A 14065-nucleotide genomic window follows, 5' to 3' on the forward strand; every position below is an offset into this window, starting at 1 on the left:
GAATCATGAAAAAAGGATAAAAGCCTGGGAGATGGTCGTCTCCCAGGCTTTTATCCTTCCGTGTATACAGCAGCAGCTGTACGCTCTCTCTCGGACCAGTCTTTAAAGAGAAACTCTTTAAACGGAACCCTAGACAGCTTTTTGTTTCCAACGCAATGTGGAAACCTTTATTGGTTTATGCAACAAGTATAACAATCTGAAAAAACTGAAAACAATATTTGTGTTAGATTATCTTACATGGTTTTTTGCTGGACAACCGTTTTTGTTTGAATATTCTGCTGTTTGTTACGAGCCGAAAGCCAGGCTTTTCTAGCAGACCAGTAAACGAAGCCAATGACTACCCAGAGTATGCCATACGTCAGTGTGTGCTTATCTAAAAGAGTCAGAAGCCAGCCGATAAACCCGGCGCCAATCAGTGGGAAAACAAGGTATAAAAATGTTTCTTTCGCTGAGCGTTTCTTCAGCTTTACATAGTAATGAGCAATAACGGATACATTCACGAATGTAAAAGCGGTCAAAGCGCCGAAGCTGACAAACGTAACGGCTGTGTCCAGATTAATAAAAACAGCCGATAAAGAAATGGCGGCGACAAACAAGATGTTTGCAACCGGTGTTTGATATTTCGGATGAAGAGAGGCAAACAGTTTTTCCGGCAGGATCGATTCACGTCCCAACGCATACATGAACCGGCTGACACTTGTAACAGAAGAAACCCCTTGCGTAAACGTAGCAATGATCAAAACCATGATAAACAAAGAGCTTAAGAGGTTTCCGCCAACAAGCTGTACAAGGCTGTAAGCGGCGTTGTCTGGATTCGTAAATGTAAAGTCAGGATAAGCAACCTGCGTTAAATACGAAATGGCAATGTACATTGTCGCTGCAATAAACACAATAAGAAAAATCGCTTTTGGGATCGTTTTATCTGCTTCAATTGTTTCTTCTGACATCGTGGTGATAGCGTCAAACCCGAGAAAGCAGAAGCAGATCAGTGCTGCACCGGAAAAAACAGCGCCTAGTGAAGCATGCTCACCGAAGAACGGCGCGAGTGAAAACAGAGAGCTCGACCCGGTGTCGCCAGTTATAATATCTTTTACGATGAGCAGGCAGAACAACAGGATAAATCCAATTTGTACAAAAACTGAAATACCGCTGACGCGCGCGGCTGACTTGATGCCAACAATATTCACGACTGCAAGCACCACATTCATGACAATAATCCAGACAAAAACCGGAACGGTTGGAAACTCGGTGTTCATAAAAATACCGAATGTTAAAACAGCAATGATCGGCGAGAAAATATAATCCATTAAAAGGGCCCAGCCAACTAAAAATCCGGCTTTAGGATGAATCGCTTTTTTCGTATAAGTGTAAGCAGAACCTGAAATTGGATACGCTTTGACCATACGGCTATAACTGTAAGCCGTAAAGAAAATAGCCAGAAAAGCAGCGATATAAGCAGCAGCCATCATCCCGCCTGCCGCTTCAAAAGCAACGCCATAAACAGTGAAAAATATCATTGGAGTCATCCAGGCAAGCCCCATAAACACAACTTGATGCAGCTTCAGTGATTTCGCAAGTGTCGTTTTTTCAGTCATATCTTTATTCACCCTCTTTTTTAAATGTAGCAGAAAAATAAAAAAGCCCGGGAGAATTTTATGTAAAATTCTCCCGGGCTTTTATCCCTCCGTGTATACAGTCCATACTGTACGCTCCCTCTTGGACCAGACGTTTTTCAACCGGAACCCTAGGCAGCATCTTTGTTCTTGATTGCGATAATAAGAACCTCTATTTGTTTGATAATTCGGAGTATAGAGAGAAAAAAGAGGATGTGCAACGAACATGTTAGATTTTATGACAAAATATTTCGACTTCTCTTTTCCATCCCTTTTACGCTCTTTTCTTTGTACAATGTTCTGGACAGAGAAAGAGGAGGAAGAGAAATGAAGCAGTCAAAATGGGGAGCATTAGGATGGGGCTCTGTTGCTGTTTTTTTTGCGCTTAGTCTTTGGTTCAGTGCTTCTGCTGTAATCGGTGATCTGACAAAACACTGGGGGCTGGCGGAAGCGGCTAAACCGTGGGTGTCAGCTGCTGTACCAGCCGGGTTTGCAGCTGGCGCTTTGATCAGCGCCGTCTTAGGAATTTCTGATCGGTTTGCAGCGAGAAAATTATTTATGATATCGGCGCTGGCAGGAGCGCTCCTAAACAGTCTGCTTTTGTTTGCGGCCCATCCTTCTACAGGTATTTTGCTGCGTTTTCTGACCGGAGCAGCACTCGCAAGTGTGTATCCAGTTGCTGTAAAAGTGTTAACGCTATGGTTTCCAAAGCATCGTGGCCTGGCCATTGGTATTGTTATTGGTGCCTTGACGCTTGGTTCGGCGCTGCCGCATTTGCTATCCGTCATGGCCTCAAATATAAATTGGAAAGAAGTCATCATTTTAAGCTCTGCTTTATCCGCTTCGTCTGCTTTCATCATGATTCGGCTTGTGCAGGACGCTCCTCAGCAGGGCAAACCATCTGTTTTTTCTGTGCATATGATTGGTAAAGTAATGCGTAACAAGCCGGTGATGCTGGCGAACTACGGTTATTTTGGACACATGTGGGAACTGTATGCAATGTGGACATGGCTTCCCCTTTTTCTGGCGGCAGGCGGTTTAAATCAATCTCCTATGCTGTCATTTTTAACGATTGGCCTGGCCGGTGCAGCGGGCTGTGTTGCAGGAGGATTGCTGTCGGATAAAATGGGTCGTGCGAGAATGACTATTTGGGCAATGAGCGTAAGTGCCGCCTGTGCTTTTGTAATTGGCTTTACATTTGGTGAATCAAAGCTGCTTATGGTCATCGTTTCTTTTATATGGGGCTTTTCTGTGATTGCGGATTCGGCTCAGTTTTCAGCGGCTGTTTCTGAATTTGCAGAACCGGATTATTTAGGTACTGCACTGACATTTCAAATGTGTATAGGCTTTTTGCTAACAATTATATCCATAAATTTGATATCATGGATACAGGTATATATAGGATGGGAATGGGCCTTTTCTATTCTTGGACTTGGACCTTTACTCGGCATAGTGGCTATGCACCGGTTGAGAAATTATGAAAGGGCGACCCGAGATGAATGAAGCAGCAAAAGTGTATTGGAGGTCGTTTTGGAAAGAAGAAAGCGACCCGCCGTTTGTATCCGCCTGGTCATTTGATGCCAGTGTGGATGAACTCGCTCAGCCTGTTGTGGACGGACTCAAAACGGCAATCTGCTCGGGATTGATTTTCTACCAAATCGAGCAGGAGCAGCTTCCCGAAAAAGGAAATTACGGTATCGTGTTGAACAGACTTGAAGAGCCGGTAGCTTTTATTTCAAACAACAGATGTGCAGGTTATTCCTATGAATGAGGTGCCCGCTGCATTTGCAGAAGCGGAGGGCGAGGGAGATCATTCATACACATACTGGTATAAAGCACATAAAGATTTTTTCACGAAAGAACTTCAAAAGCTGGGCAGGAGTTTTCAGGAAGATATGCCGGCTTGTTTGTGAACGCTTTTCTCTACTTGATGTAAAGGTAGAATCGGTCAAAAAGAAAGCGCTTTAAAAATCGTGGCAGTGAACTGTTCATTCGCTCCCATATAATGATTGATTGGGGAACTGGACCAGGAAAGACATCCTTCTGTTTACGTACAAAGGCTTTGAGGTGGCAAGGGCGCAAGTGGTTATTATTCTTGAAAAGCCTGTTCAAACAGTGCTGTTGATGAGCAGAAAAAGGTATGATGGAGCTGGTACTGCGAGTGAATGAACCGAAACAAGTAAAAGTATTCCTTCAAAGCGGTGACCGTTTTTACTCTTTTCTTTTTTATTCAGTCATGACTGAAGTAGCATTTGCATAAAAATAAGCAGTGTTTTTTCGAGCATGAAAAGGAAAAAGCACTACAGATATCGAATTGAAGTAAAGAAACAGGGGGAATATGGGAAAGAGGAGTGGGGGCAATTGACAGGTATAATGCCCGATCAAATCAATCAATCCATTGTTGAGCGAGAGGAAACCTATCGGAGTATTATCGAATATTCGCTTGAAGCGATTGTGATTCATGATGATTATAAAATTCTTTATATCAATGAATCTGGGGCGAATTTTTTGCGTGCCTCCAAAAAAGCGCTTATCGGTGATAATATTCTATCTGTGTTTCAGCCGTCATCACATGAGAGGCTCAAGAAACGAATTCAAAAGGGAATGGCAGACGATGTACTGTCACCGCTTATTGAAGAAAAAATTATCCGGGCAGATGGAAGCGTTGTAGAAACAGAACTCTACTGCCGGCCGGTCATGTATGGAAATCGAAAAGTTATGCAATCCGTTTTTCGGGATATATCTGTCCGCAAAGAGTCGGAAAAAATGCTTAAAAACCGAGAGAAGCTTGCTTCAGTCGGGCAGATTGCAGCCGGTATTGTCCATGAGGTAAAAAACCCGCTTACAGCCGTGAAAGGTTTTTTACAGCTACTCAAAGAATCCCATTCACATCCTTATTTGCAGACGATGGAAAATGAACTCGACAAAGCCCTGATGACGCTCCAGAACTTATTACAGGTCTCAAAGCCGGACCTGCAGGATGAGCCTCTTATACCCATTGATTTGTGTAAAGAGCTTGAATCGCTAATGCTGCTATTCCAGGACAAATTATATAATGTAGAGGTTGAAATGGATTTACGCAATCCGGGCAGCCGGATTCTCGGGAAAAAGAATTTATACTTAAAAGCTTTTTTTAATTTAATCAAAAATGCCTTAGAAGCCATTCATGAAAAAGGAAAAATAAAAATTAGCCACTATTGTGACAGCCAGTGGGTGTATATTAAAGTAGCAGATACGGGTGTTGGCGTGCCTGAAGAAAAACTGTCCATGCTCGGTACCCCCTTTTTCTCAAGCAAATCAGACGGCACAGGTCTTGGCCTTACACAGGTGTATACAACCATTCAGGAACACGGCGGGCATATTTCTGTTGAAAGCCGTCTTGGAGAAGGGACTACCTTTTGTATTCGACTGCCGATAACTCAATAAACATAAAAGTCTTTGCAGAGTACGCAAAGAAATAAAAAAGCCGTCCAAACAATGGACGGCTTTTTTATTGACACCCATTTGGACCGCAGGACTGACCACTCATCAGCAGCGATATTTTTTTCTTTTTTGGTTTTCTTTCTTGCTCAATAAGGCATTCAATTTCTTCTTTTGATTGAATACCAGCTACTTTCGTACAGCCGATGACCAAAAGGGGTGTGCGTGTTACTCCGGTTTCGTTATAAGCATCATGTAATGCCTTGTTGTGTATGTTTTTGTACAAACGCTGCTCAAGCGCTTCACGGTAGGCCTGTTTATCTAAACCAATATCGGCAGCTAGCCGGGTAAGAACGTTTATCTGGCCGATATTTTGCTGCTCCCCAAAAAAAGCATGCATGAGCCGGTCATTGTATTCGTCCGCCTTTCCGTTTTCTCTCGCAAAATAATAGCCTTCAGACGCAAGGCGGGAACTCGGGTATGGCTGCACATTCGGAAGAATAATCGAAACACCCATTTTTTGGGCCAGTGGATAAACAATCTCTCTCCAAAGCTGAAGGCGGTCTTCTGGATAAAGCGGTGACTGCATAGGCTGTTCGAGCGGAATCCATTCAATATTTATATCATCTTTTTCTTTAAGGACTTCATAAAGCGGCTGTTTTGCTAAAAAGCAAAATGGGCAAACATAATCGGAGTATACGCTGATTTTCACTGTCAAAACGACATTCTCCTTTCTTTTCCCTTTGGGCTGATTATATAGTGCCAATGCCCGTTCGTCTAACCATCTGCTTTTGAGCTGCGTTTCACGTGAAACAAAAAAAGGCGCCGCCAAGGCACCTTTTCTTACATTTTATTCAGAAGGAGATTTTATGCTGCTGCGTCTGCGCTCTTCTTCCTCCGCGATAATCTCATTGTCTTCCGCATTATCACGTGTTACTTTTTGCGTTAAGATCGCACCGACGGCAACAAGAATCATAACGGCGATATAATATCCTTTTTCATTCAGCTCCATGTCTGCATTAAAAAGGCCGATCGAAAACAAAGCAACACCTGCGACGAAAGTGAAATAAGCCAGGAATGTAAAAGCAGGGGTATTTCTTCTTCGGTATCGCTGCATGGGATCTCCTCCTTTATTTTGTTAGTACTAGATACTAATACTATACCATAAATTCTGAAAAAAGACTATATATGGCAGGTATCCCCCTAGAAAAAGAACTTATGGTAAAATGAAAGGGTTGTAAAAAGAAGCTGTTTAACGCGTAAAAGCTGGAGATGAAGAAATGTTAATTGTATTGACTATGTTTTTGCTTGGCACGCTGTTTGGTTTTATCGGAGCAGGCGGAGCGGGATTTGTGATTGCTGTGCTGACTCTTTTTTTTCATGTGCCCATTCATACAGCACTCGGTACTTCCCTGGCAGCGATGGCGTTTACAAGTGTATCTGGTGCATACAGTCACTATCGCGAAGGAAACACACATTTGAAGGTCGGCCTTATTGTCGGCGGCTTTGCGGCGGCTGGTTCATTTGCGGGTGCCAAGATTGCAGCTGTTATACCTGAAGAATCACTGCACTGGCTAACAGCGGGCATGCTGTTTTTATCCGCTTTTTTGCTTTTTATCAAGCTGTTTTTTTTAAAAGACACATCAAAGACGGTAGATGATAAAAGCCACATTGTTTGGTTAAAGGGAATTTTGCTCGGTCTGCTTGTAGGTGCATTGTCCGGGACATTTGGGATTGGCTCAGCACCATTTATTCAAATTGGCTTAATGGTTCTGCTTCATTTAACGATCCGTCAGTCAGTCGGCACAACGATGCTGGTGATTTTGCCACTTGCAATCGGCGGCGGAGCTGGTTACTTTTCAGAAGGATTTATTGATTTCTTTTTGCTGTTAAAGGTGCTTATTGGTACAGCTTGCGGTGCTTATATTGGCGCGAAATTCACCAATATTTTACCTCAGCCCATGTTAAAATCTGTGGTTATTTTAACACCAACTATGGCTGCAGTCCTATTGTTAATTTAGCCTTTCGAAAGTACTAGTCAAAAAAGCATAAAGGTTTTATAATATATTTATAAAATACATCTGAAAAAGGCAAACTACTCCGAAAGGGTAGGACGCAAAGCCATGAGCCTAACTGCTGAAAAGCATATGGTCGTCAGGTTGCCAGGCTCTCATTCTGTGAGTCTAGGCTTACAGAATGGAGGGCTTTTTGTATTGAAAAAAATAGTCGTCTTACTGTCCTTTTTTGTTCTTATGGCCGCTGGAACCCAGCAAACAAAAGCGGAGGCAGCTGCTGCGGGCGACCGGGCAACATGGCTGTGGAATCCGTGGATGATCATTGATGATGAAGCAGGAACGCTTGCTTTTTTGGAAAGCAAGCAATTGAATAAAGTATACGTGCAAATTGATCGAGATATCCCTGCAGGTGTGTATCGCAGCTTTATCCAAAAAGCAGCTGCAAAGGGTATGCGTATTTATGCACTGGATGGAGCGCCGGCCTGGGTAGCACCGAAAGGATATACGAGCCAAAATCAGCTGATGAACTGGCTTGGAGATTATCAAAGCGGATCAACCGATGATCAAAAATTTGCGGGTGTTCATCTAGATGTAGAACCATATCTTTACAGCGGCTGGACATCCAATCAGGCTGGAACGATTAAAGCATACCAGGCACTAGTGCAGCGTGCGAAAACGAGCACGGCATCCTTGAAGCTTCCACTTGAAGTGGACATGCCGTTTTGGTTTGATGAAGTTCGCTACAAAAACACATATGGAGCCGGCATGCTGGCAGAGTGGGTTATTGCAAATACAAACAGTGTAACGATTATGGCTTACCGCGATGATGCCGCATTTATTATTGACGTTGTAAAAAATGAGATTGCGATGGCTGGAAAATATGGAAAAGCAATTGTTGTCGGCGTAGAAACAGGAGAAACAGACGAAGGTGACAATATCTCCTTTTTTGAAGAAGGAGAAGCTTTCATGCAGCAAGAGCTGGCAGAAGTGCAGTCTTACTATACAGGCACACCAGGATTCAACGGAACGGCTGTCCACCATGTAGGAAGCTGGATGTCCATGAATCCGTAAACAGAAAAGATCTGTCTTTAAAAAGGCGGATCTTTTTTGTTTGTTGAAATAGAATGTTATCCAGTTGTATCATCCTCAGTGTCTACCTGTTTATGGACATTTTCGGTCTATCTTGATCCCCTATGTGTAACCGTTCTTAGTCGAAGCATAGAAAAAGCGGCACTCGCGAGGCTCCGCTTTCCAAGGGGCAGGCGTTGAGCCCGAACGCGCCTGTCGGCTTCCACGGCCTCAGCTGCCCTCCCACCTCCAAGTGGCTTGCAACAAGAGTATATAGAGCTAAAAAGGTTGTATTTTTTCTTTTTAAAAAAGAGAAAAATGTCTATCCAGTCCTTGGCTGATTGATCTTCAACACTACTTAGTGAAGCCGGCCGGACGTAGACTCCTGCGGGAAGTACACAGTGACAGTGAGTCGGGAGGTCCCGCAGGCGTAAGCCGAGGAAGCTCTCACACTGTCTTAGGATGCGCGAAGTCCGGCAGGCTTCACTTATCGGCTCTTTTTTTGAAAGAGAAAGAATTTGTCTACACACTGAGATCCGTCTTTAAAAAGGCGGATCTTCTTGTATGCAAAATTTCTTGCTTTCACATAATGATTTTTACTAAAAATATATTTGACTTTTACTAAAATAAAAGTAAAATAAAAGAAAAAAGGGGGCGCTTTCATGAAAATGGAGGGAATGGGACGGTTATTTGCAGACACTTTTAATCGGCCGGCTGAGCGAGTTTTTTTTGCACCCGGGCGCATTAATTTAATTGGAGAACATACGGATTACAACGGCGGCCACGTATTTCCGCTTGCGATTACCTTTGGAACGTATGCATTAGCAGCAAAAAGAGAAGATAACAAACTTCGCTTTTATTCTGCTAATTTTAGTGAACGGGGAGTAGTGGAAGGATCGCTTGACGCATTGGGCTACAGAGAAGAAGATGGATGGACCAATTATCCGAAAGGCATGACGAAGCTGATGCAGGAAGCGGGTTATTCAATCAATACCGGATATGATGTTCTTTTTTACGGCAATATTCCAAACGGAGCCGGCCTTTCTTCTTCAGCCTCCATTGAAATGGCAACGGGTGTGATGTTAGAAGGGCTGTTTGACCTGGATATAGATCGGATTGAGATGGTGAAAATCGGCCAAAGAGTTGAAAACTACTACATCGGTGTCAACAGCGGCATTATGGATCAATTTGCGATTGGCATGGGTAAAGCCGGCGCAGCGATCTGGCTTGATTGTGAAACGCTCGACTTTGAATACGCGCCAATCGAGCTTCCAGATGCAAGCATTGTTATAATGAATACGAACAAGCGCCGTGAGCTTGCTTCATCTAAATACAATGAGCGGCGCAGCGAGTGTGAGGAAGCACTAAGCCGGCTTCAAAAACAAATTGATGTGAAGTCGCTTGGCGAGCTGACGACGGATCAGTTTGAAGAGTATCGGGCAGCAATCGGTGATGCTGTTTTGGAAAAGCGCGCACGTCATGCCGTTTATGAAAATGCACGGACAATCGAGGCGCTGAACAAGCTGAAGCGAGGAGACGTGGAAGCAGTCGGCTTGCTTATGAATGAATCGCATCGCTCGCTGGAACAGGATTATGAAGTAACAGGAAAAGAGCTTGATACACTCGTGCACACAGCCTGGAATCAGCCGGGAGTAATCGGTGCACGAATGACTGGAGCAGGCTTTGGCGGCTGTGCTATTGCCATTGTCCTTAACGAGCATATCGACTCATTTATAAGTGAAGTTGGGAATCGGTACAAAGAGGAATGTGGCATCGAAGCAGCGTTCTACATGGCTGCTATTGGCGGCGGTGCACGTGAACTAGTGAGGGAGGAAATAAAATGAGTATTGCTGTAATAGGCGGAGCAGGATATGTTGGTTCGCACGCGGTGCGGGCTCTTTTAGCGAAAAACCGCGATGTGGTAGTAATTGATAGTCTCGAAACAGGCCACCCAGAATCTGTGCCGGACGGTGTATCCTTTTATACAGGAGATATCCGGGATCGTCACTTTTTGGATGAAATATTTGCCAATGAACAGATTGAGCAGGTGGTTCATTTTGCGGCAAATTCACTTGTGGGTGAGTCGATGGAAAATCCGCTGAAGTACTACGACAATAATGTGTTTGGTACGCAGGTATTGCTTGAGGCGATGATAAAGCACGGAGTAGAGCACATTGTTTTTTCTTCCTCAGCTGCTACATATGGAGAACAAAAAGAAATGCCTATCACAGAAGAGGCACCTGCCGATCCAACAAGTGCATACGGTGAAACAAAACTAGCGATGGAGCGAATGATGAAATGGTGTGATGCCGCGCACGGTACAAAATTTGTTTCACTGCGCTATTTTAACGTTGCCGGAGCAAGCGAATTGGGTGTGATTGGGGAAGATCATAATCCGGAAACACACTTAATTCCAGTTGTATTGCAGGTAGCTAACGGGCAACGGGAACACATTACCATTTTTGGAGAGGATTATCCGACAGAAGACGGTACGTGTATTCGTGATTATATTCATGTAGAAGACTTGGTTGATGCACATATTCTAGCACTGGATTATTTGAAAGACGGCGGCGAAAGCAACATTTTTAATTTGGGCTCTAATCAAGGGTTTTCTGTAAAAGAAATTGTCGAAGCTGCAAGGGAAGTAACCGGGCATCCGATTCCAGTTGTAATTGGCCAAAAGCGTGCGGGTGATCCAGCCGTGTTAATCGCTTCTTCTCAAAAAGCGCGGTCAGTACTTGGATGGTCACCTGCCCGGACAGATATTTCAACGATTATTCGTGACGCATGGAATTGGCATGAGCAGCATCCGCATGGTTATAAAGGGGCGGGCCGTTCATGATTTTCGCTTATGTCGAAGAGCTCATCCGCAAAGCCCAGCAGGCCGGGCTGATCGAAAAGCGTGATCATATTTATGCAAGAAACCGCCTGCTCGCTTTGCTGAAAAAAAATGATTTTACCGAACCGGCTGAAAGTGTCTCTGGACTTTCTATTCCGGAGCTGGTGGAAAAATTGACAGACGAAGCGTCAGCGCAAGGAATCGTGCAGCCGTTTTTAGAGGATAAAGAAATGTTTGCAGCGGATATAATGAATATTTTTATTTCTAAGCCGTCTCAAATCGCCGATTCTTTTTGGAAAAGCTATTCGTCTTCGCCGCAGCAGGCAACGGATTTCTTTTACAGCTTGAGCCAGGCATCGAATTACATTCAAACGAAGCGGATTGCCAAAAATATTTCGTACAAAGCCGAGACAGATTACGGTGAGCTGGATATTACGATTAATTTGTCAAAGCCAGAGAAGGACCCGGCTGAAATTGCCCGAGCAAAATTGCGTCCTGAGCCGGAAACAAATTATCCAAAATGTCTTTTGTGTGTGGAAAATGAGGGATACGAAGGACATGCGAATCACCCGGCGCGTGCCAACCATCGAATTGTGCCGATGACGCTGGGCGAAGAAGAATGGTTTCTTCAATACTCTCCCTATGTGTATTACAATGAGCATTGCATTTTGCTTTCTGGTGAGCATCGTGACATGAAAATTGACCGGGCCGGGTTTGAACGCTTGCTTGATTTCGTCCATCAATTTCCACACTATTTTGCCGGCTCCAATGCTGACCTTCCCATCGTTGGCGGCTCGATTTTAACACATGATCATTATCAGGGCGGCCGTTATGAATTTGCTATGGCTAAAGCAAAAGAAGAAACCCTTTTTTCAATGCAGAACTTCCCGGCAGTGAAGGGGGCCACTTTGTACTGGCCAATGTCTGTTATACGGCTTAAAAGTGAAGACCGCTTCCAGCTTTCGGCGGCAGCTGAGCACGTATTATCAAGCTGGAAAACATACGATGATGAAGCATGCAGTATTTGGTCACGTACAGGAGAAACGCCTCACAATACCGTTACACCTATTGCTAGAAAACGCGGCACCTATTTTGAACTTGACCTCGTGCTGCGCAACAACCGGACAACGGAGGAGCATCCAATGGGCTTGTTTCACCCGCATGCAGATATTCATCATATTAAACGCGAAAATATTGGGCTGATTGAAGTGATGGGTCTTGCTGTTCTGCCGGCGCGTTTAAAAGAGGATTTAGCCGAAGTCACCGCGTTCGTTGCCGACGAGTCTGAGCAGGTAAAGGAGGAGCACCGTGACTGGGCAGAGGGACTTCGCTTAACGTATGACGGCCAGACAAACCTGGAAGAATTTATACGCCAGGCCGTTGCGGCCAAGTTTTTAAGGGGCCTCGAGGACTGCGGAGTATTTAAGCAAACAAAAGAAGGGAAAAACGGATTCAGCCGCTTTTTGAACCAACTTTAATTGATCGGAATGAAAACAATGGCTACCATTAAAGATATTGCTATGCAGGCAGGTGTATCAATTGCAACTGTTTCACGTGTGCTGAACTATGATCCGCACTTGTCTGTGAGTGCAGAAACAAAGCAGAAAATTTTCGAAGCTGCCGAACAGCTTGATTATAAAAAACGACGTGTATCGAAAAAAACAGCCCAAACAACAGTAGCGCTCGTTCATTGGTATACCCAGGAAGAAGAACTTAATGATTTGTATTATATGTCGATTCGCCTTGGTGCTGAAAACAGCGCCGCTGAATGGGGCCTTCATGTGCAAAAAGTGCTGTACAATGAGCTTGAGCAGGTGAACCGGGAGGAAATCAAAGGGATTATTGCAGTAGGTAAATACAGTAACGCCCAGGTAGAACGGCTGAATGAATGGTCAAACCAGATTGTCTTTGTGGATTTTTCACCCGAAAATGAAGCATTTGACAGCGTGGTAACGGATTTTTCGCGTGTTACACAAAAAGCACTCGACTATTTTTGGGAACGGGGCATGCGTCGCATTGGCTACATTGGTGGCCGAGAGTACTTTGAAGACAAATCCGGCATGATTGTGGACAAGCGTGAGCAAACTTTTCGGGCTTTTTTACAGGAAAGGGATGCTCTGGAGGAAGAAAATATGTTAATCGGGACATACAGTGCTGATGATGGCTACGCGCTGATGAAACATTGCATTGAACAGCGCGGTGATCACCTGCCGGAAGCGTTTTTTGCAGCAAGCGATACGCTGGCCATTGGAGCATTGCGGGCACTGAATGAAGCACAAATTCAGGTTCCAGCGCGTGTCAGCTTGATCGGTGTGAACGATATTAGCGTATCTAAATATATGTATCCGCCGCTTACAACGGTAAAGGTGCATACAGAATGGATGGGCAAAGTGGCGGTAGAACTGCTGCTGGAGCAAATAAAAACGAAACGCATTTCTAAAAAAGTAGTGCTGCCATCAGAATTGATTGTGCGGGGTACAACAAAGTGAAAAATCACCATCATCCGGCCGGATGATGGTGATTTTTTATTCAGCAAGCTTATCCGCAAAAGCTTTTACATAAGGTGGAAGATCCGGTGGACGCCGGCTTGAGACAATATGGCCGTCTACTGTAACTGGTTCGTCATGCCAAACGGCACCTGCATTGGTCATGTCGTCTTTAATGCCCGGTGTACTGGTCACATTTTTCCCCTGCAAAATGTTAGCTGAAATCAGCACCCAGCCAGCGTGGCAAATTTGTCCGATCGGTTTTTGGGCTGCATCCATTGAACGAACGAATTCGAGCACTTCCGGATAACGGCGCAGCTTATCAGGTGCCCAGCCGCCCGGTACAAGAATAGCATCATACTCATCAACATTAATTTCCTCAAACGAGTAATCGGCTTCCGCCGGCACTCCATACTTTCCGATATACTTTTTGCCGGCTTCCTTGCCGACAAGATGAACTACAGCTCCTTCTTCCTGCAGCCTCAAAATTGGGTACCAAAGCTCTAAATCTTCAAATTCCTCTTCAACAAGAGCAATAACTTTTTTTTCAGCTAAACGCATTTTATTTCCTCCTTCGTTGTTTATTTTAGTGTAACAGAGGTGATTTAAATTTAAAAATAATCA

12 protein-coding genes, 1 pseudogene and 3 riboswitches are annotated in these 14065 nt (G+C 44.3%); of the genes and pseudogenes, 9 read left to right on the forward strand and 4 right to left on the reverse strand.

What is annotated here, in order from left to right:
* Positions 1-37: 37 nt before the first annotated feature.
* Positions 38-144: riboswitch (guanidine-I (ykkC/yxkD leader) on the reverse strand.
* Between the two features lie 89 nt (positions 145-233).
* Positions 234-1595 (reverse strand): APC family permease, encoded by a 1362-nt coding sequence (locus VP97_RS16735; protein WP_050183223.1) that lies wholly within the window; start codon positions 1593-1595, stop codon positions 234-236.
* 68 nt (positions 1596-1663) lie between these two features.
* Positions 1664-1759, reverse strand: a riboswitch (guanidine-I (ykkC/yxkD leader).
* Between the two features lie 181 nt (positions 1760-1940).
* Here VP97_RS16735 and VP97_RS16740 point away from each other — a divergent pair.
* The 3 genes and pseudogenes from VP97_RS16740 to VP97_RS16750 all read left to right on the forward strand — a co-directional run bounded on the left by VP97_RS16740 (position 1941) and on the right by VP97_RS16750 (position 5039).
* Positions 1941-3116 carry an MFS transporter gene (locus tag VP97_RS16740; RefSeq protein WP_050183224.1) on the forward strand — a complete coding sequence of 392 codons (1176 nt, stop codon included), beginning with the start codon at positions 1941-1943 and terminating at the stop codon, positions 3114-3116.
* Positions 3109-3581, forward strand: a pseudogene (locus tag VP97_RS16745) (ASCH domain-containing protein). The gene VP97_RS16740 and the pseudogene VP97_RS16745 overlap by 8 nt, the downstream one beginning before the upstream one ends.
* A gap of 393 nt (positions 3582-3974) precedes the next feature.
* Positions 3975-5039 (forward strand): ATP-binding protein, encoded by a 1065-nt coding sequence (locus VP97_RS16750; RefSeq protein ID WP_245629917.1) that lies wholly within the window; start codon positions 3975-3977, stop codon positions 5037-5039.
* 64 nt (positions 5040-5103) lie between these two features.
* On the opposite strand, the gene VP97_RS16755 is transcribed toward VP97_RS16750, so the two are convergent.
* Both VP97_RS16755 and VP97_RS16760 read right to left on the reverse strand, forming a co-directional pair.
* Complete coding sequence (locus tag VP97_RS16755; RefSeq protein ID WP_245629920.1) at positions 5104-5745, reverse strand: DsbA family oxidoreductase; 642 nt, start codon at positions 5743-5745, stop codon at positions 5104-5106.
* Positions 5746-5883: 138 nt separating this feature from the next.
* Positions 5884-6150: a YiaA/YiaB family inner membrane protein gene (locus VP97_RS16760; RefSeq protein WP_050183225.1), complete on the reverse strand. Its 267-nt coding sequence runs from the start codon at positions 6148-6150 to the stop codon at positions 5884-5886.
* 163 nt (positions 6151-6313) lie between these two features.
* Between VP97_RS16760 and VP97_RS16765 the strand changes: the two genes are divergently transcribed.
* The 6 genes from VP97_RS16765 to VP97_RS16790 all read left to right on the forward strand — a co-directional run bounded on the left by VP97_RS16765 (position 6314) and on the right by VP97_RS16790 (position 13444).
* On the forward strand, positions 6314-7054 hold the full coding sequence (locus tag VP97_RS16765; RefSeq protein ID WP_050183226.1) for a sulfite exporter TauE/SafE family protein: 741 nt from the start codon (positions 6314-6316) through the stop codon (positions 7052-7054).
* 58 nt (positions 7055-7112) lie between these two features.
* A riboswitch (cyclic di-GMP riboswitch) is annotated at positions 7113-7200 on the forward strand.
* 46 nt (positions 7201-7246) lie between these two features.
* Positions 7247-8119 (forward strand): hypothetical protein, encoded by an 873-nt coding sequence (locus tag VP97_RS16770; RefSeq protein ID WP_050183281.1) that lies wholly within the window; start codon positions 7247-7249, stop codon positions 8117-8119.
* A gap of 659 nt (positions 8120-8778) precedes the next feature.
* Positions 8779-9960 carry a galactokinase gene (locus VP97_RS16775; RefSeq protein WP_050183227.1) on the forward strand — a complete coding sequence of 394 codons (1182 nt, stop codon included), beginning with the start codon at positions 8779-8781 and terminating at the stop codon, positions 9958-9960.
* Positions 9957-10958 (forward strand): UDP-glucose 4-epimerase GalE, encoded by a 1002-nt coding sequence (gene galE, locus VP97_RS16780; protein WP_050183228.1) that lies wholly within the window; start codon positions 9957-9959, stop codon positions 10956-10958. Before VP97_RS16775 ends, galE begins: the two co-directional genes overlap by 4 nt.
* Complete coding sequence (gene galT, locus VP97_RS16785; RefSeq protein WP_050183229.1) at positions 10955-12433, forward strand: UDP-glucose--hexose-1-phosphate uridylyltransferase; 1479 nt, start codon at positions 10955-10957, stop codon at positions 12431-12433. Before galE ends, galT begins: the two co-directional genes overlap by 4 nt.
* 18 nt (positions 12434-12451) lie before the next feature.
* Positions 12452-13444, forward strand: a complete 993-nt coding sequence (locus tag VP97_RS16790; RefSeq protein ID WP_050183282.1) for a LacI family DNA-binding transcriptional regulator — start codon at positions 12452-12454, stop codon at positions 13442-13444.
* Positions 13445-13480: 36 nt separating this feature from the next.
* Here VP97_RS16790 and VP97_RS16795 read toward each other — a convergent pair whose 3' ends face one another.
* On the reverse strand, positions 13481-14002 hold the full coding sequence (locus VP97_RS16795; RefSeq protein WP_050183230.1) for a type 1 glutamine amidotransferase domain-containing protein: 522 nt from the start codon (positions 14000-14002) through the stop codon (positions 13481-13483).
* Positions 14003-14065 lie beyond the last annotated feature (63 nt).

It is taken from the genome of Domibacillus robiginosus (assembly GCF_000966195.1).
Taxonomy (GTDB): Bacteria; Bacillota; Bacilli; order Bacillales; family Domibacillaceae; genus Domibacillus; species Domibacillus robiginosus.

Bases quoted from the DNA above. Each gene is read 5' to 3' on its own strand.
- VP97_RS16760 (WP_050183225.1), bottom strand. From the start codon at position 6,150: ATGCAGCGATACCGAAGAAGAAATACCCCTGCTTTTACATTCCTGGCT.
- galE (WP_050183228.1), top strand. From the start codon at position 9,957: ATGAGTATTGCTGTAATAGGCGGAGCAGGATATGTTGGTTCGCACGCG.
- VP97_RS16775 (WP_050183227.1), top strand. From the start codon at position 8,779: ATGAAAATGGAGGGAATGGGACGGTTATTTGCAGACACTTTTAATCGG.
- VP97_RS16735 (WP_050183223.1), bottom strand. From the start codon at position 1,595: ATGACTGAAAAAACGACACTTGCGAAATCACTGAAGCTGCATCAAGTT.
- VP97_RS16790 (WP_050183282.1), top strand. From the start codon at position 12,452: ATGGCTACCATTAAAGATATTGCTATGCAGGCAGGTGTATCAATTGCA.
- VP97_RS16795 (WP_050183230.1), bottom strand. From the start codon at position 14,002: ATGCGTTTAGCTGAAAAAAAAGTTATTGCTCTTGTTGAAGAGGAATTT.
- VP97_RS16740 (WP_050183224.1), top strand. From the start codon at position 1,941: ATGAAGCAGTCAAAATGGGGAGCATTAGGATGGGGCTCTGTTGCTGTT.
- VP97_RS16765 (WP_050183226.1), top strand. From the start codon at position 6,314: ATGTTAATTGTATTGACTATGTTTTTGCTTGGCACGCTGTTTGGTTTT.
- galT (WP_050183229.1), top strand. From the start codon at position 10,955: ATGATTTTCGCTTATGTCGAAGAGCTCATCCGCAAAGCCCAGCAGGCC.